The sequence below is a fragment of the Bacillus sp. MD-5 genome (genome assembly GCF_002201875.1).
GTDB classification, from domain to species: Bacteria; Bacillota; Bacilli; order Bacillales; family Bacillaceae; genus Bacillus; species Bacillus stercoris.
In genome coordinates this window covers 567352-586886 of record NZ_CP021911.1, presented here as the reverse complement: position 1 = coordinate 586886, position 19535 = coordinate 567352, and the positions used below count along the sequence as shown (strand labels likewise).

Annotated in this window: 7 protein-coding genes; 3 read left to right on the top strand and 4 right to left on the bottom strand. The window is 45.6% G+C overall.

All coding sequences use genetic code 11. The features are described 5' to 3' along the window. Positions 1–6: 6 nt before the first annotated feature. Complete coding sequence (gene gatC, locus CDO84_RS02750) at positions 7–297, bottom strand: Asp-tRNA(Asn)/Glu-tRNA(Gln) amidotransferase subunit GatC (RefSeq protein ID WP_003219442.1); 291 nt, start codon at positions 295–297, stop codon at positions 7–9. 414 nt (positions 298–711) lie between these two features. On the opposite strand from gatC, the gene putP reads away from it, so the two are divergent. The 3 genes from putP (at position 712) to CDO84_RS02730 (ending at position 4483) form a co-directional block, all read left to right on the top strand. Beyond that, entirely contained in the window at positions 712–2190 is a 1479-nt protein-coding gene (gene putP / locus CDO84_RS02745; protein ID WP_014663094.1) for a sodium/proline symporter PutP, read from the top strand. Between the two features lie 106 nt (positions 2191–2296). Continuing rightward, complete coding sequence (locus CDO84_RS02740) at positions 2297–2995, top strand: MgtC/SapB family protein (protein WP_082033062.1); 699 nt, start codon at positions 2297–2299, stop codon at positions 2993–2995. 111 nt (positions 2996–3106) lie between these two features. After that, complete coding sequence (locus CDO84_RS02730) at positions 3107–4483, top strand: alkaline phosphatase (protein WP_052438184.1); 1377 nt, start codon at positions 3107–3109, stop codon at positions 4481–4483. A gap of 70 nt (positions 4484–4553) precedes the next feature. Here the strand turns inward: CDO84_RS02730 and CDO84_RS02725 are convergent, their stop codons facing one another. Genes CDO84_RS02725 through CDO84_RS02715 form a run of 3 tightly spaced genes read right to left on the bottom strand, consistent with a single transcriptional unit; the run spans position 4554 to position 19531 of the window. After that, a complete protein-coding gene (locus CDO84_RS02725; protein WP_014663091.1) occupies positions 4554–5555 on the bottom strand; it encodes a phosphotransferase enzyme family protein in 1002 nt (333 codons plus the stop codon). Continuing rightward, the gene (locus CDO84_RS02720) at positions 5548–11976 is read right to left on the bottom strand and encodes a type I polyketide synthase (RefSeq protein WP_040083937.1); all 6429 of its coding nucleotides are present in this window, start codon (positions 11974–11976) and stop codon (positions 5548–5550) included. Before CDO84_RS02720 ends, CDO84_RS02725 begins: the two co-directional genes overlap by 8 nt. 1 nt (position 11977) lies before the next feature. Beyond that, positions 11978–19531 (bottom strand): type I polyketide synthase, encoded by a 7554-nt coding sequence (locus CDO84_RS02715; protein WP_040083938.1) that lies wholly within the window; start codon positions 19529–19531, stop codon positions 11978–11980. Positions 19532–19535: the final 4 nt, after the last annotated feature.

The following is a 19535-nucleotide window of genomic DNA, read 5'->3' as shown; positions in this document are numbered from 1 at the left end:
CCTCCTTTAGTCCAGAATTGATGGCACACGAATATAGCCGTCTTTATGGTCAGGCGCATTTTTCATGACATCCTCAACCGGAAGACCTTTACCCGCTTCATCTTCTCTCATGACATTTTTCATTTTCAGCACGTGAGTTGTAGGCTCCACATTGTCTGTGTTGACCTCATTCAGCTCCTCGGCAAAGGAAATGATGCTGTCGAGCTGTTCAGTGAACATCTTTGCTTCTTCTTCAGTAATCGCAAGTCGTGCAAGGTGCGCAACGTGCTTTACTTCTTCTATTGAAATTCGTGACATATGATCCACCTCCACATATTTCTCCGTTAAGTCATATAATACTGATCATATCAAAAACAAGCCCTTTAAAGCAACAAAACGCCTTAAGACAGGCCTGTGTTTTCGAAACAATACCCTATATATTTTATACTAAAATGAGACGAAGGAGAAACGAAATATTTTTCTGAATATTTTTACTTTAATTATTTTTTGAAAGCGTTTTATTCTTTATTCCCTTCTAGGTTTGCAGCGGCATTTCCCTCTCATGATCAAGGTTTCATTGCTTGAATGGCCGGGAATACTTTGTTAGGTTAAGTTACCAAGTGCACCCGTAAAAGAATTTCTTTTGTTTTTGCACTTACGCCAGGCTGCTTAACTGGCACCATCAATTTGAGAGGTGATGCAACATTATTAGAAATGAAGAGAGGGTAAATCGTGAGTATTGAAATTATTATATCTTTAGGAATTTACTTTACTGCCATGCTGTTAATCGGCTGGTACTCGTTTAAGAAAACAACTGATATCAACGATTACATGCTTGGAGGAAGAGGCCTCGGACCGTTTGTCACAGCTTTGTCTGCCGGAGCGGCGGATATGAGTGGATGGATGCTGATGGGAATTCCAGGGGCAATGTTTGCGACAGGCTTGTCGACACTATGGCTAGCACTCGGTTTGACAATCGGCGCGTATTCGAACTATCTTCTTTTGGCTCCACGTCTTAGAGCGTATACGGAAGCGGCGGATGACGCGATTACGATTCCCGATTTTTTTGATAAACGATTCCAGCATTCTTCGTCAGTGCTGAAAATTGTATCAGCTTTAATCATTATGATCTTTTTCACACTGTATACTTCTTCAGGTATGGTATCAGGCGGAAGATTATTTGAATCTGCTTTTGGAGCCGATTATACACTTGGACTCCTGCTGACTGCAGGCGTTGTCGTGTTATATACACTGTTTGGCGGTTTCCTTGCTGTCAGTCTGACTGACTTTGTACAGGGTGCGATCATGTTTGCAGCACTAGTGCTTGTGCCGATCGTTGCTTTTACCCAGCTGGGCGGCGTTTCTCCTGCTTTACATGAGATTACAGCTGTAAACCCAAAGCTATTGGATATTTTTAAAGGCGCGAGCGTCATTAGCATTATTTCTTATTTGGCTTGGGGCTTAGGCTACTATGGTCAGCCTCATATCATCGTCCGTTTTATGGCGATTAAGCATATCAAGGATTTAAAACCTGCGCGCAGAATCGGTATGAGCTGGATGATTATCTCCATTCTTGGTTCAACCGTAACGGGTTTAGTCGGTGTGGCTTACGCCCATAAATTCGGAGTTGCTGTAAGTGATCCTGAAACGATTTTCATTATTTTTTCTAAAATATTGTTCCATCCATTGATTACTGGATTTTTGCTGTCTGCTATTTTAGCAGCCATTATGAGTTCAATCTCTTCTCAGCTCTTGGTAACAGCGAGCGCAATGACAGAAGACTTATACCGGACATTTTTCAGACGTGAAGCATCAGATAAAGAATTGGTCTTGGCCGGCCGGCTGTCAGTATTGATTATCGCGGTCATTGCGATTCTGATGTCCTTGAATCCGAGCAGCACGATTCTTGATTTGGTTGGTTATGCATGGGCCGGATTCGGTTCTGCTTTTGGGCCTGCCATTCTGCTGAGCCTGTATTGGAAACGGATGACTGAATGGGGCGCCCTTTCAGCCATGGTTGTTGGGGCTGCGACAGTATTAATTTGGATTACAACTGGTTTAGCTGACTCTACAGGCATCTATGAAATGATTCCAGGATTTTTCTTGAGTATGATTGCAGGTATTATTGGAAGCTTGATCACAAAACGTCCTGCAAAAGCCTCTTACCGATTATTCGGTGTCATGGAAAAGCTGTTAAAACGCAAAAAGTAAACAATAAGCCATCAAGCGCAGCTTGGTGGCTTTTGTGCTCTTGTTTTGCTATAAATACTGTGAGAAAATCATATTTATTTAAAAACACCTTAGAAAAGGGGGAAGTTTGCTGTTGAGCTGGTATATTGATCCTGATATTTTATTAAAATTGGGCATTGCCACATTGATTGGCATGGTCATCGGGCTTGAACGCGAATTAAAAAATAAGCCGCTTGGATTAAAAACCTGTATCGTCATCGCCGTCAGCTCATGCATGCTGACGATCGTCAGTATTAATGCGGCATATCATTTCCCTAAATACTACCGCATCATGATGGACCCGCTTCGCCTGCCGGCACAAATCATCTCAGGCGTCGGATTTATCGGAGCCGGTGTCATCCTGCGAAAAAGCAATGATGTCATTTCCGGCCTGACGACATCGGCCATGATCTGGGGTGCAGCGGGGCTCGGGCTGGCAACGGGAGCCGGATTTTATAAAGAAGCGTTTGCCAGTCTTCTGTTCATCCTGATCAGCGTGGAATTTCTCCCATGGGTGGTCAGAAAAATTGGTCCCGACCGCCTGCAGGAAAAAGACATCCGCATCAGAATGTCACTTTCTGATAAAGACAAAATGACAGAGATTTTAAAAGAAATGAAAAGAAAAGATATCAAAACACACTCCGTCCGGATCGACGACCTGGGCGAAAAGGATTTTCCAATTATGGAAGTGAAGGTCCGCGTCCATAAAAACAGATACACGACCGATGTCTACTATGACATTAAAGCCATTGAAGGCGTAGTCGGCGTGAAGTGTGATACATTATAAAAGCCAATGGGGCGGAATCCCATTGGCTTTTTGCTGTCATCGAAAAAAACATTGAAGTCTCTATTATTTTCAAATAAAATACATATTAGTAAATAAATATAATAAAAGGAGATGTTCCTCATTACCAAATCACGATTTACAGTAACTGTCACCCTCATTTTGACTGCTTTCTTAAGTATTTTTGCCATAACAGAATTCATATCCCCTCCCCATTCTCAATCATCCAAGAGCAGCAAGAGTCCTAAAAATATTATCCTAATCATCGGAGACGGAATGGGTATGCCGATGATTAACAGCTATAGGACATTAAAAAGCGAAAAGCTGAACACTCCCGTCCAAACAGCATGGGACTCTTATTTAACAGGCATGCAGATGACGAAACCTAACGATCCCAGAGACAATATCACTGATTCCTCGGCGGCTGCAACTGCCATGGCAACCGGAACGAAAACATATAATGACGCCATTGCTGTAGACAACAATCATCAGCGGCTCAAAAGCGTAACAGAAGCTGCAAAAGAGAAAAAGAAATCCGTCGGCATCGTCGTGACTTCGGACTTAACCGATGCCACTCCCGCTGCTTTCGGCGTACATAACGTCTCACGGAAAAACTACACTGAAATTGCTGACCAATACTATGATGAACGTATTAATGGATCTCATAAGGTTGATGTTTTACTTGGAGGCGGAGCGAAATATTTCATTCGCAATGACCGAAATCTTGCTGAAGAGTTCCGAAAAGACGGCTATCATTATGTGACCACGAAGCAAGACCTAAAAAAAAATCAGCACGAAAAACTGCTCGGACTGTTTGGAGAAGTTGAATTAGATAAAGCGATTGACAGAGAGAACAGCACACCCTCTCTAAAAGACATGACGGAAGCGGCACTCACCCAGTTACAGAAGAACGAAAACGGTTTTTTCATGCTTATGGAAGGAAGCAATATTGACAATGCAGCCCATGAAAATGACGTGGTGGGCGCTTTGAGCGAAATGGAAGATTTCGAGAAAGGCGTTCAAGCTGCTCTGGATTTTGCGAAAAAAGATCAAGAAACGCTGGTTATTATTACAGCTGATCACTCTACAGGCGGGTTCTCTTACGGCGCAGAGGGAATGACGCGCGAGACCGGCTATAAATGGGACCCTTCCCCAATCATCGCCGCTAAAAAAACGCCGGGCTATATGGCAGAAAAGATCGCTGAAGGCCAAGATGCCGAAAAGGTGCTCAGCACTTATGTTGATATGAAGCTGACGGAAAACGAGATAAATCAGGTTAAAAATGCAGCCTCACAATCGAATACAGCTGAGATCCAAAAAAGCATTCAATTGATTTTTGATAAACGGTCTTTTTCAGGCTGGACGACATTAGCCCACACCGGGGAAGACGTACCGGTTTATGCTTACGGTCCGGGAAAGGAAAAATGGAAGGGGCTTATCGACAATACGCAGCAGGCAAAAAACATTTTTGCTATTTTTGAACAAAAATAAAAAACGCCGGCTCACTGCCGGCGTTTTTTGATTAAGGAGCGCCGCCCCAAAAGAGACCGGCGCAATTTTCTTAAGCTAACTTCGAAAAGTCAAATTCGGTTATCGGCGTTTGATTTTCGATATCGTTTCTGAATCCTTTCAGCATTTCTTTTTCTTCTTCTCCTATTTGATCCAGATCAAACATTTGATGAAGCAATCCATAAATCAGCATATGGCGCAGCCGAAGGAAATCTGGAATTTTCTTGAGCCATTCGGCGTCAATTTCATTTTCCTCCCTGTACCCTTTCATAAAATGCGTCATGAATTCTTCTGTAAAGGCTGCTTTATTTTCATAAGGAACAACCGGATACCATAGTACATTGTAGAGAAGAATGCTGATATCATTCACAAACCAGTTGTATCCGATATCATCAAAATCAAATGTAGTGATCTTCCCATGATCCCAGTTAAAATTACCATGATGAAGATCTGCGTGAACAAGGCCGTAGCTGTCACGGTTTTTTGGCAGCTGCCGCAACTCATTCATTAAATCGTCCGCCTGCTGAAAAACCTTTGTCTGATCTTCAGGAACATATTTTCTGAGCTTCAACTGTTCTTCTTCATCCCACTCCTGTCTTTTAAATGTAGGATTGCTCAGTTTATAGCTTTTTGTCAGGCTGTGCATCTTCCCTGTGTATCTGCCAAGCTCGAAAAATAGGGTTTCGTTCCAATCAGATTCGTCTACTTTATGGCCCGGCGCCTTTTCATACACTCTCAATAAAAATGCTCCGCCCTTTCCGTCCGGCACTTCCTCAACATCCTTACCGTTTAACGACGGGATTGGTTTGGCCACTGAAAGACCGCCTTCAGCAAGATGATGGAGCCATTCCATCTCTCCCATAATATAATCCGGCGACCGGCGAATCGTGTGTGTAATCTTTAAAATATAGGATTCATTGTCTTTAGCAAACTCATACACATAGTTTTCCGCATCCGCTAAAAACTGCACTTGATCTCTACTAAATCCATATATAACGGCAGCTTCTGCCAAAACCTTTTCTTCATCAAATATTGCTTTAATGTCTTTATGCATGCTGATTCTCCCTCTTCATATATTTAGATAATTCCCTTATCGTGTGTTTTTTCGCAAGATTCAAATCATCAACATACCAGCCTTTCTTTTCCATCTCTACTTCCATTTTGACAGCGAGCAGCGAATTTCCTCCCAAATCAAAGAAATCGTTGTCAATTCCTACAAAATCCAAGTGGAGAATTTGCTTCCAGATATCCGAGAGGATTTTTTGCTGTTCTGTCTCCGGTCCGCTATCTTCTGTTTCGGCTCCTAAATGTTCCTTTACTAACAGAGCACGCAAATGCTCCGGCTGATTGGTATCTAAGGCCATTAAATATGGAGAATGCAAGGATTTCTCAGCATGCAGCACTTCCCAATGAGCGTTTGTGTTTTCCATTAAAGCGGATTGCAATACGCCATCGGCAATCGCTTTCGCCTTTTTGCGAGGCGCTGGCTCTAACGAGGACACCCATTCGATATGGCCGCTTTGATCCTCTACCTCATTGACGGATATGTGATAAACCGTATTTAACGGGTCAGCCTCTTCCATAAAACGATGCTCAGCCAAAAACTCAGAAAAAGCCCGGTTTTTCCCTGATTTTTTATACTTCAACGACAACGTCGCAAGCTGTTTATCCCGTGCATATGAAGCAAGGCCGGATAGCACCTTATGTTCAATTCCTTTGCCTAGTGCGCGGCAGCTGAGCAGAAAAGTATCTATCTTTAATGAATCTTCTTTTTGAATTCCCATGATTGCACCGACGATGCCTTCATCACTGAATCTGTCCGCCGCTTCAACGACCCAGCCGATATGGCCGTCCGTATTGAGCCGCTGGGCAAGCTGCTCCTCACGATAGACTGACGGATTCATATTGAACTGATTAATTCTCGCGCTCATTTGAGCAACTCGCGGCAAATGCTCTTCTGTCATCTCAGTCAAGGCTATACGCAGGTGTAAACCGGAAAGAAACTCTTCAAGAGAACGGGACGTATTCAAATCTATTTTTCTTTCTTGTGCTGCCAAGTATCGTTCCGTGCGCTTTTGATCAGCTTCTGTCACCCTGAACCTGTCAAATGCCCAGACATGTTCTAAGAACATTGGAATAGAATCTATATCTGACGGCAGAAGCAAGGTCAGAACCTCTGGCAGGCGTTCGTTCATTTCAAGGCATTGAGCCGGATCATCATCTAAGAATATGAACCGGTCCACTGAAATGTTCAGCTCGTCGGCCATTTCTTTCATGTTTCTGGCTTTCTCGTCCCAATTAATGCGTGACAGGACAAAGTCCTCTTTCTTTAAAATCATATCTGGATGACGTTCAAACACATTCCAGACGTCTTCTTCATTATTTCGGCTTGAAAGCACAAGGAGCAGACCCTCTTCTTGTTTTCTCTTTAAAAATTGCTGCAGCGCTCGATGGGCAGGAGTAATAATGACTCCTTCCGCCCCAGCTTCAGACACGGTACCGCTCCACAAAGTGCCGTCACAATCGATGGCGGCCGCTTTAAATGGCGGTTTGAGCCATGCCGTCAACTCACGCGCCACCCGTGTTCCCATCGCAGCGTAAAATTCTTCAGTAAACGGTATTCTTGCCGCTCTTTCACTGTGCGGGTCAAATATGGCATCAAGCTGGTATGTTTGATGCAGCTGGCGAAGATCAATCAAATGTACATCCGTTTCTTTAGCAAGCTGCGCGATCCAATTCTGCTGGCATTGCACAAGGATGTCCCGGAGCTCCTGCTCTTTCACATTTTCCAGCGGCAGCAATCCAATGAAATAAGGCACTTCCTTTTTCTTCTGTTTCATGATGGCGAGCAGTTCATCTGAATTATATTGAACGTGAGCTATTCTTTCTTCCAAAGAAAGACCCGCATCCCCCGCCATATCCTCAAGGCGAATCAACAGCAGGTTGGCACCGTTTTTTTGCCTTGACAGCAAGCTTTCTTCATTAAGCAATTCTTGAAACACCTGGCCGTAAGGAGACAGCTTTATATCTAAATTGATATCAAACTGTTCGCCCCACCATTTTAGGTAAGGCACAATCGGATCAGCTGTAAAATTGGAACAAATGGTTAATGGGCACGAGATGACTCGGTTTGACTCTCTCTCCCTTTTCCGCTCGGCCTCTTCCTGCTCTTTTTGGCTCAGCACTGGAATGTCCTTAATGCATTTTTCAGGCTCTTCTGCAGCTTTTTCAGCAAGAGAGATAAAATGAGAAACAAATGCCTGCATGGATTCATGAGTGAAAAGCGACCGGTTGTATTGAAGCACACATTTAAGCTCTCCTGTCACTTCCTTCACGACGTCCATTTTCATATCAAGCTTTGAAATGCCCTTTGCGAATTCGTATGTTTCAAATGTTAATCCGCCAGCCTCTATTTTTATATTCGGGTCATACTCATTATGATAGATCAGCATGGTGTCAAAGAAAGGGTTGCGGTTCGGCTTGATCACCGGCTGCAGCGCTTCTGCCATTTGATCGTATGGATAATCCTGATGGTCATAAGCTTCAAGCAGAGTTTGTTTTGTGTGCTGAAGGTTACCGACAAACGACTCTTCAGGATTCAAATGAATTTTGATCGGCAAAAAGTTTGTAAACATACCGATCGTATTCTCAATATCCGCATGACGCCGGCCTGCCACCAATGACCCAATCATCAGCTCCTGCTGTTTTGTATAACTGGACAAAAGCATGGCATAGAGCTGAAACAGCATGACATTGTTTGTCAGCTGCTGCGCCTCTCCGATTTTCTCAAGCTTTTCTAAAACGCGCGGCGGGATAGTAAACTTGATCGCCCTGCCTAAAAAGCTTTGTTCTTTTCGTTCGTAATCAAGAGGCATATTCAGCACAGGCACTTCACCCTCAAGCTGCTTCAGCCAATACTCTTTTTGGCGTTTAAACATATCACTATTAAAAAATGTCTGCTGCCACTCCGCATAATCTTTATACTGAATGATGTTTTCTGGGAGCTGTTCCCCTCTATATAATTGGGTAAATTCTTTTATAAAAATATTCATTGAGGCGCCGTCCGCCACAATATTATGCATATCAACAAGCAACGCATGTTTTTCTTCCTCGATTTTGACGAATTTCACCCGAATTAATGGAGAAACCTTAAGATCAAACGGCCGTATAAATGAACTGATTTCGTCATCAAGCCCATCCATTTTCGCTTCGGTTTGTTCAATCGAAAATTCAAAGTTTTGATGGATTCGCTGCACAGGTTCTCCATCCTTAATTTCAAACGTTGTACGCAGTGTTTCATGCCTTTCAATCAGCTTTTTGAATGTGTCCTCGAAGCGGACGGCATCAATTTTCCCGAAGCATAAAAGAGCCATCGGCATGTTATATGTGGTGACTTGCCCGATTCTTTGATGAATCAAATACGTTCTCCGCTGTGCAGCTGACAGCCTGTATACGTCTTTTTTCTCTGAAGGCAGGATGGATGTATATTGTTGTCGGTCAGAGCGATCAATAAGCGCGGCAAGCGCACGGATTGTCGGGTGCTGGAATACATCGCTTAACGTCAGCTCCGCTCCAAATTCCTTATGAATGCGGGAAATCAGACCAGTGGCGTTTAATGAATGCCCGCCTGTTTCAAAGAAATGGGTATCTAATGTGACATGTTTGACTCCGAGAATGTCTTTCCACATAGCAGCCAAGACCGTCTCTGTCTCATTAAATTGAATATCTGCTTCTGCATCAGCTGTCTGCCCGTCATTTGCTTGCTCAGGCACTAAAAGCTGAAAATGTTCTGCCGCCGGTGCTCCCTGCTGTTCATTTGTCCGGCCAATCCAGTATCTTTCTCTTTCAAAAGGATATGTTGGAAGCGGAATAAGCTGGCATTGGTCCTGGTCATAAAAGGCTGTCCAATCGACCGGCACCCCGTGAAGCCACATATCACCCAGCCTGCTCAGCAAATAACGGTAATCAGAAGCCGTCTCCTTTGGATGCCTCATCAGCTGGATTGCAATATGCTGCTTGCCCTCAGCCTGATACAATTTGCTGACAAACGAACGCAGCGCATTTCCAGGACCGACCTCTATAAAAATTGGATCCAGTTCTTCTTTTAAGCGTTTTGCGCAGTTCATAAATCTGACGGTTCCCCGCAAATGATCAGCCCAATATGTCGGGTCTTTAGCTTCCTCGTCAGTGATCCAGTCTCCGGTTACATTTGAGACAAACGGGATCTTTTGTTTTTTAAATTGATAGGCTGAGAGCTTATGTTTCATGCTTTCTAAAACCGGTTCCATCATATACGAATGGAAGGCATGTGATGTATGAAGCTTTCTGCAGCTGTGCCCTTCGGCGTTCAGCTTCCTTTCCAATGCATCAATCGCACTTGATTCTCCCGATACAACACATGAATCCGATGCATTCACGGCGGCGATTGAAATGGTTCCGTCTATATACGGTTTAATGTCTGCTTCGCTTAAGGAAACGCTAAGCATAGAACCGGACGGCAGATTTTGGAGCGCTGCCCCTCGATAGCTGACGATGTCAAGAGCATCTTCCAATGAGAGCACACCTGAAATGGCTGCAGCTGTATACTCACCGATGCTGTGTCCCGCCATTGCTTTCGGCTTAATTCCCCAGTGGATCAGCATTTTTGCAAGTGCATATTCGATGCAGAACAAAAGGGGCTGTGTATATTCAGTTTGGTTAATCAGATTCGCGTCATGCTTTTGATTGTCAGAGAAAACCACCGTGCGCGGATCTATGTCCATATGATTTTTTAATATGTCAAAACAGGCGTCGAGCTCCTCCTTGAAAATCGGTACAGTATCGTAAAGCCCTTTTGCCATATCAACATACTGCGCCCCCTGTCCCGGAAAAAGAAAGACAACGGGCCGGCTTGCAGATTGAGAACTGCCGGTTTTAACAGATTCATAGTCATTTTCATGAATAGCCTGAAGAAACTCAGGCACATCCGCTGCCACAATCGCTTTTTTATATGGAAATGAATGGCGCCCTGCTTTGAGGGTATATGCCGCGGCTGCAAAATCGGTCTGCGGATTTTGCACAAAATAGTTTGACAGCCGTTCTGTCATGCTGTTTAAAGCGGCCGGTGTTTTGGCTGACAGCAATAAGAGTTCAGCGTCATGTCTTTCCGCTGCCTTGTGCTGCGCCGGCGCTTCCTCTAATATGACATGGGCATTTGTTCCCCCAATGCCAAATGAGCTAACGCCCGCTCTGCGCGGGCATTCACTTTCTTCCCAAGGGGTGAGTTCCGTATTGACGACAAATGGTGATTGCTCAAAATCGATTTTGGCGTTTGGCTTTTCGAAATTCAGAGTCGGCGGAATCACTTTATGCTTTAAGCTTAGAACTGCTTTCATAAATCCAGCTACACCAGACGCATCATTTAAATGACCGATGTTGGATTTGACAGAACCAATTCTGCAGTAGCCGCGACGGTCTGTTTGGTAAGCTTGTTTTAATGCTTCAATTTCTATCGGATCACCGAGTGTCGTCCCTGTGCCGTGAGCCTCGACATAGGTAATGGTTTCAGGCTCCACCTCGGCCATGTGCAGAGCTGTTTTGATCGCGGTTACCTGGCCTTTGGTGCTCGGCGCTGTATATCCAACCTTTCTGCTGCCGTCATTATTGATTGCAGTACCTTTTATGACAGCATAAATATGGTCTCCGTCTGCTTCAGCATCTTCTAGCGTTTTCAAAATGACCGCTCCCGCTCCGTCTCCAAATACTGTGCCTGCCGCCTCATCATCAAAGACGCGGCAATGTCCGTCCGGAGAATGGATCATACCTTCTTGGTAGAGATACCCGGACTTTTGCGGGAGGCGGATAGAGACTCCGCCTGCAACCGCCATATGGCAGTCCCCATTTAACAAAGCCTGAGCAGCAAGGTGAATAGAGACCATCGAGGTTGAGCAAGCGGTCTGCACCATCATGCTCGGCCCTTTCAGGTTAAGCTTATAAGAAATAAGTGTTGCCATGTAATCTCTCATATTCAAAACCGCTGTTTCCAGCGTCTTTGAGTCTTCTCCGGTCTTTGCTCCCTGAAGAGCCCTCAGCACCCATTCTGCATTGAGGCCCGCTCCGGTATAAAGGCCGATCTGCCCTTTGTAAGTGAAAGGATCGTAGCCGGCATCTTCCAAGGCAGTCCACACGCATTCATGAAAGATACGGAACTGCGGATCCATCATGGCAGCTTCCTTCGGCGTATAATCAAAGAAGCCGGCATCAAACAGATCTACATCCTCCACAATTCCTTTTGCTTTGACAAATCGCGGATCATTCAGCAGCTCTTCATTAACGCCCTCTTCTCTCAGCTCCTCATCAGTGAAAAAAGAAATCGTTTCTTTCGCATTTTTTAAATTGCTCCAAAACTCCTGCACGTTTTTTGCTCCCGGAAATCGGCCTGCCATGCCGATTACCGCAATTTCAGCTCCATGATTCGCATAATGAGAATTACTCATCCTATTCGCCGCCTCTCAATCTTTTATCTCGCTGATTACGTATCCGCGTTTTTCTCCGGCCCTTGGATACAGCCGCCATTTCTTCCTTCTCCTCTTCACTTTCCTCTTGATCTGGACTGATAAATTGCGCTAAAGCAGCTACAGATGGGTATGTGAATAAAGTCACCACAGCCTCATTGGTTCCCAATTCTTTATTTAAACGGTTTGTCACTTGTACAATATCTAACGAGCTGGCTCCCAAATCAAAAAAGTTATCATGTATGCCGACTTGCTCCAGGCCCATGAAATCTTGCCAAATGCCGCATATGATCTGCTCTGTTTTGTTGCGGGGAGCGACATACGGATTATTCAATTCCGGCCTAGTGTGTAAGGCGCCTGCCTTTTTCTCCTCTTTCGCTATGCTATCGGCATTCATGGATATCCATTGCTTCATTCTGTGTCCCAAATCACCCGTTGAAACTAATAAATGGCGATTGTTGATATCTGACAGCACATATTGAAATAGAGCTGCTCCTTCTTCAGGCAAAATGGCAAGTTCAGCAATAGATTCTCCGATAGTTGATTCAAGCTGGCCCCAGAAGTTCCATGCATCCCAATTCACGCAAACCCAAGGCGTCTTGCTGCGCTGATTCACCCTCGCCGCAAAAGCATCCATATAAATATTCGCTGCGGAGTACGCTGAGAAACCGAGACCTCCGAGCAAAGCACTAATCGATGAAAATAAGAAACAAAAATCTATATTTTCGTTTTCTAATAGAGATTCAAGCACTTTCAATCCTCTGACTTTAGACTGGAACTGGTCTTCTCCGCCTTCAATCGTTACAGGTATATCTGTAATCGCCCTGAAAGACGAGCTCCCCGGAAGTCCGGCAGCGTGAAAGACACCGTTTAGCTCTCCAAACTCAGTATGAATTTTTCTCATAACAACCTGCATATCCGACAGGCTTCCCGCATCTGCCTGAAGAGCTGTCACCTTTGCGCCTAACCGTTCCAATTCTTTTATTTTCAGGATTTTCACCGAAGTCGGATCATCGTCCTCATGCTTCTCGCACCAGCTTTCCCACTGGCTGCGCTGTGGAAGTTCACTTCTTCCTGTCAGAATCAGACGGACGTTTCCTTCTTGTGCAAGCAGCTTTGATAACACAAATCCGATTCCGCCAAGCCCACCCGTAATAAGATAAACCCCTTTCGGGCGGATCATATTCGGCAAGCCGGACGCTTTATTTAACTGAACAGGCTGATACATCTGCACCCATCGGCGGCGGTTTCGGTATGCGATTATTTGATCCTCACCCGCAGCATCAGTTTCCATCAGAATTTGGTCAATCAACTCCTCTTCTTTCCATGTCAATGTATCCGGTAAAGGAGGAATGTCGATGTTCCAGCATTTCAAATGGTTATATTCCTGCGGGATGACTTTCAACGGCCCCAAAATGGTCGATTTTTCAGGATTGATTTGTTCTTCTCCAGTCACCTCATGAATCCCGCTTGTCAGCACAAACATGTTACATTCGTTCATTTGTTTTTGATTAGATGCCGCCTGTGCAGTAAAAATCAAACTATAATAGCCGTTTTCACTGTACGTGCTGAACGTTTTATAGGATTCCTCTTGCTCCGAAACGCTCCATAGATGCATCACACAGTTTGGAAGAAGCCCGTCTGAAGCAAGCGAAGAAAATAAACGCTCATAATGTGTTCCATCAGATGGATTAATGACATACAATCCGCTGTTTATTTTTTTGAATTGTCGGTCTCTCGTGACAATTACGGTCTCATGTCCTTGACGGCGCACCGCTTGCACAAGCCGATCTCCAAAGGCTGTTCCTTCATGGAAAACCAGTGTTTTTCCGCTTTCAGCTGGCTGCTCTTTCTTTCGGTTGTCAGCGGACTTGATTTTCCTTTCCCATGACGGCAGATAGAACCATTGATCCATCGGTTTCTTTTTATTCCATGCATCAACTGCGGTGAAAGCAGCCGCATTGTCAGCCGCTTCTATCCAATAGCGTTTTTTCTCAAAAGGATAAGGCGGAAGCGATATCAGACGCTTAGGCTTACCACCGCCATACTGCCTCCAGTCAATTTCACATCCGCAGACCCAAAGCTGACCTAATTTCTTTAAGAAATAGGAATGATCATGCGCTGGTTCCTGAACATGTCTGACGAGGTTGACAATGTCATGCTGGCTAGATCTCTTCTTGTGCCTTCTGGCAAATGTGCTTAATGTGGTGCCCGGCCCGACTTCTATTAACAGAACGTTGTCATCACTCAAAATCTGTTCCAATCCTTCATGGAAGCGGACTGTGCCTCTTAAGTGCTGAGACCAATAAGCCGGGTCTGCTGCTTGTTCCGGTGTTATCCATGTTCCCGTTACATTCGAAACAAATGGAATCCGAGGGGTGTTCATATCCTGTTGCTTTACAATCGCGGCAAATTCCTCAAGAATGGGCTCCATCATATAAGAATGAAAGGCGTGAGAAGTATGCAGCCGGCGGCCTGCAATGCCCTTTTCTTCAAGGAGAACCGCAAACGTCTCAATGTCTTCGCTTTTTCCGGATACTACGCATAAGTCATGAGCATTAACAGCCGCAAGTGACAAACTGTCCGTAAGCAGCGGCTCCAGCTCTTTCTCTGATAGCTGAACACTGATCATTGCCCCAGATTCCAGCTGCTGCATCAGCCTTCCCCGCTCCATTACGAGCGTTAAAGCCGCCTCTAATGAAAACACGCCTGACAGGCATGCAGCAGTGTATTCACCAATGCTGTGCCCAATCATGTAATCTGGTGAGATGCCTGCACTTTGCAGCAGCTTTGCGAGCGCGTATTCAAAGATGAACAGCAGCGGCTGTACAACAGCGGTCTCTGTCAGCTTCGCCCCATCATTTGATTCGGGGAAGACGATCGCCTTCAAATCAATTTGATGTGACCTCTGCACGAAGGCAAAACAGCGGTCCGCTTCACTCTGAAATACCGGTTCAGCTTCATATAAATCTTTCATCATATCGATATACTGAGAGCCTTGCCCTGAGAACATAAAAGCAGTCGGGCGCCCGCTGTGTTTTTGATAGGCTGTGAGCTCTGCACCGCTTTCCCATTCCGTTGATTTTGACAGCACGACCGATTTTCGGTATGAAAATTGTTTTCTGCCGACTTGTAAGGTGTATGCCACATCCTCTAACGGAACGTTCGGATGCGTTCGAAGAAACTCTTTCAATCGATTTGTCATCCGCTCTAAGGCTGTGTCTGTTTTTGCTGACAGAACTAGCAAATGCCGCTGGCTCTCGTCAGCTTCTCTGCCTGACTCCCGCTCTTCTTCCAGCACAATGTGCGCATTGGTGCCGCCTATTCCGAAGGAGCTGACACCCGCCCGCCTTGGATCAGCGGATTCCTTCCAGTATGTCGCTTCGGTATTTACATAAAATGGTGTCTGATCAAAATGAATATGCGGATTAGGTGTTGTGTAATTCAAGCTTGGCAAAATGGTTTTATGTTTTAGCGATAAAACGGCCTTAAAGAGTCCGGCAATCCCGGCAGCGCTGTTTAAATGTCCGACATTGCTTTTCACTGACCCAATTGGAATTGACATTGGCCTGTCACTTTTAAAAACCTGGTTCAGCGCTTCCATTTCGATTGGATCGCCCATTTTTGTACCGGTTCCGTGAGCTTCGATATACCCTACGGTATTCGGATCAATCCCTGCATTTTCGTATGCATGTTTTAACACTTCGGCCTGGCCTTCTACACTCGGAGCGGTAAAACCGACTTTTCGGCTTCCGTCATTATTCATTCCGACCCCTTTTATGACCGCATAAATGGAGTGCCCTTCTTTAACGGCGTCCTCATATCTTTTTAAAACGACAATCCCCGCGCCATCGCCAAAAACGGTACCGCCTGCGTCCTCATCAAATGGACGACAATGCCCATCAGGTGATTGAATCATGCCATCCTGATAAACATAGCCTGACCTTAAAGGGGTGCTGACAGTTACGCCTCCAGCAAGCGCCGCGTCACATGCTCCGTTTTGCAGCGCTTGACATGCCGCTCCAATGTTGACTAAAGAAGTAGAGCAGGCTGTTTGCATTGTGATGCTTGGCCCGTGCAGGTTTAATTTATAAGCAAGCTGGGTACTGAAAAATTCTCTGTCATTTAACAGCATGGAGCTGAACTGTTCAGTCCCATCCAATTTCCCTGCGAAACGTGTAATCCACTCGAGGTTTGGACTTGTCCCAGTGTAGACGCCGATTTTCCCTGTTGTCCGCTCCGGGTCGCAGCCCGCATCTTCTAAGGCCTCCCAGGCACATTCATGTAAAAGCCTGAATTGCGGATCCATCAATTCCGCTTCTCTTGAGGAATATTGGAAAAAATCTGCATCAAACATATCAGAGTCCTTAATAATCCCCTTCGCTTTTACATAATCAGGATGCTTCAAGAGCTGATCATCAATGCCTGACGCTTTTAGTTCTTCATCCGTAAAGAAGCTGATAGATTCTTTGCCGTTTACGAGATTATTCCAAAACTCATCCAAATTGCTGGCTCCAGGAAAACGCCCTGCCATACCGATAATCGCGATATCAGTTCCCTGGCCGTTCGGACGGCTTTGCGACACCTTTTGATGCTGCATCATTTCCGGCTGTCCGGCCTTCGTTTGAACCTGTTGATGAAGATGCTTCGCCAGGCTGCGAACTGCGGCAAATTGATAAAACAGAACTGGTTCCACCTTCCAATTCAACTGATCTGTTACTTTTGCCGCTAATTGAGAGATATCAAGCGACGTAGCCCCCAGCTCAAAAAACGGTGCATCATCGTTAAGCTCATTGAATCCAAAATGCTTAATGACAATTTCTCTGACTGTCTTTTCAATAGCAGATAACGGCATTGCACGAAGCGGTTCTGCCGGCTGGCGAGGCTCATCTTTTTCAAGTTCAGCCGGTGCCAAGCCGTCAGGCAACGGGAAATGCTGCTTTGTAAAAGGGTAACTCGGCAGAGCTAACCTTTTATTAAGCTGAGGTTCATGCAGGATACTGAAATCAACCTCAGACCCGAGACTCCACAACGCTCCGTATATATGTAACTTTAAAACGTCTGTGTGTCCTTGTGTGCCGAGTTCACCTGTCATGCCAATTGATTGGCGCTCTGTAAACACTGATGCCCCCTGATTCAAACGCAGGTCTATGCAAATAGCAGGTTCCTCCCGCAAACAAGACGAGATGTGTTCAAAAAACCGTATCGGCTTGCAGATTTGGCCGGCCCAATAACTGGCATCCGCTGCTCCGTCATCTGTTATCACTTTTCCAGTGACAGATGAAACGACTGGAATGTCTGGTGACTTCATGTCCAGCGTGCCAAGGAAGTGCATGAATTCTTGCGCTGCGTCAGCCAGCAGATCCGATTGATACGCAATATCCCCATCAAGTAACTCAGCAGCTATCCCTTCTTGTTCAAGCCGCGCCTTCAGCTGATACACATCCTCCGGCAAACCGGAGACGGCACAATACCGCTCATCAATCAGCGCAAGGGATAATGATTTCTCTAAGTATTGAACGATATCCGGCTCTGACAGGCTGACACCGAGCATTTTTCCTGCCGGCGACATGCTGATTAACTCTCCACGTTTATATGCAGCTGTTGCCCCTTCTTCAAAGGAAAACATTCCTGCCGCACAGGCCGCCGTAAACTCCCCGAACCCCCGCCCGATAAAGCGGTCTGGTGTTATGCCGGTGTGCTGTAAGAAACGGACTGCGGCGTATTCCATGATGAACGACAACAAATGGACCAATCCCAGGTTTTCCTCTTCCTGGTACGTTTCTGGAGCAGAAATACATGCTTTAAAGAAGCTGAGTACATCCTGCTGAAACACATTTTGCACCTTTTCAAGACAAGCATCGACTTCTTTTTTGAACAGGCTTTCCGTGCGGTACAGCTGCGTATATCGGCCAAATCCCTCTTGAACGTCTCCCGCAAATACAAACATGGTGCTGCTTGGAACAACCGCCGATTCTCTGATTTGTTTTTTACTCCGATGATCAGAAAGCTGATCAAGCAGATCCTTTTGATGTGAAGCTACAAAGGAGATTCTGTACTGGAATTGCTTTCTGCCAAGCTGTAGCGTACGGGCTATGGCTGGCAGCGGTGCTTCAGGGTTGCGGCGAAGAAAATCAGCCAATTGATCCATTGAACGGATAAGCTCCTGCCTTGTTCTCGCAGAAAGAACAACAAGCTCAGGACCGCCGGCTGGCATTTCATCATTATGAGATGGGGGCTCTTCAAGGACAACGTGAGCATTCGCGCCGCCGATTCCAAAGGCGCTCACGCCGGCTCTTCTCGGCCCTTGCTGAGATTCCCATTCAGCCAGCTCTGTATTGACAAAAAACGGCGTGTTCTCAAACTTGATGCGCGGATTCGATTTTTGATAGTGAAAAGCGGGAGGCAGCATTTTATGATGGAGCATCATAACGGTTTTTATAAATCCCGCTACCCCCGAAGCGGCGTCCAAATGCCCGATATTCGCTTTGACAGAACCAATGCGGCAATATGCTTTTTTATCTGTATTGAAAGCATGGGTCAGCGCCTCAATTTCAATCGGATCTCCAACAGGCGTTCCCGTCCCGTGAGCCTCAACATAACCAATGGTTTCCGGTTCCGTTTCCGCCATCTCCATAGCTGTGGCAATGACATTCGCCTGGCCTTCAGCACTGGGAGCCGTATACCCTGCCTTATTGTTTCCATCATTATTAATTGCAGAGCCCTTGATGACCGCATAAATCACATCACCGTCAGCTTGTGCGTCTTTCAATCGCTTTAACGCCACCACTCCGGCTCCTTCACCAAAAATGGTTCCGTTCGCCTTTTCGTCAAACGGACGGCAATGACCATCTGCTGAATAGATCATTCCTTCCTGATAAAGGTACCCAGATATATGCGGCAGGCTCAGGGTAACACCTCCGGCTAATGCAAGGTCACATTCTCCCCCAATTAAGCCCTGGCACGCCATATGTATCGCGACAAGAGAAGTCGAGCAAGCAGTTTGAACTGATACACTCGGCCCTTTCAAATTAAGTTTATAAGCGATACGTGATGCAAACGACGAATCATTTAAATGCATGATTTGAAATGCGTCTTCATTCTTATGAAGAGAAGACATATGACGGCCCATCCAGGACAAATTGCTGGAAGCACCAGCATACAGCCCGATCAGCCCGTTAAACCGTTCAGCGTCACAGCCCGCATGCTCCAGCGCTTCCCAGGTGCATTCATGCATGAGCCTGATTTGCGGATCCATCAAGGCAGCTTCTCTCGGTGAATAGCCGAAAAACGCCGCGTCGAAGTCAGAAACGTCATCAATGATCGGCTTTGCTTTTACATATGCCTCTTGACCAAGCAGCGTCTCATCAACCCCGGCTTCTTTTAATTCTTCATCGGTAAATTGAGTGACCGATTCTATTCCTTTTGAAATGTTGCTCCAATACTCATCAATATTTGCCGCGCCTGGAAACTTGCCCGCCATACCGACGACCGCTATTTCCAGTCCTGTTTCTGTCCATTGTTTCTCGTCAGCCATGGAA

Excerpts from the sequence above, each read along its gene's own strand:
- gatC (WP_003219442.1), bottom strand. The coding sequence starts at position 297 with ATGTCACGAATTTCAATAGAAGAAGTAAAGCACGTTGCGCACCTTGCA.
- CDO84_RS02730 (WP_052438184.1), top strand. The coding sequence starts at position 3,107 with ATGTTCCTCATTACCAAATCACGATTTACAGTAACTGTCACCCTCATT.
- CDO84_RS02725 (WP_014663091.1), bottom strand. The coding sequence starts at position 5,555 with ATGCATAAAGACATTAAAGCAATATTTGATGAAGAAAAGGTTTTGGCA.
- CDO84_RS02720 (WP_040083937.1), bottom strand. The coding sequence starts at position 11,976 with ATGAGTAATTCTCATTATGCGAATCATGGAGCTGAAATTGCGGTAATC.
- CDO84_RS02715 (WP_040083938.1), bottom strand. The coding sequence starts at position 19,531 with ATGGCTGACGAGAAACAATGGACAGAAACAGGACTGGAAATAGCGGTC.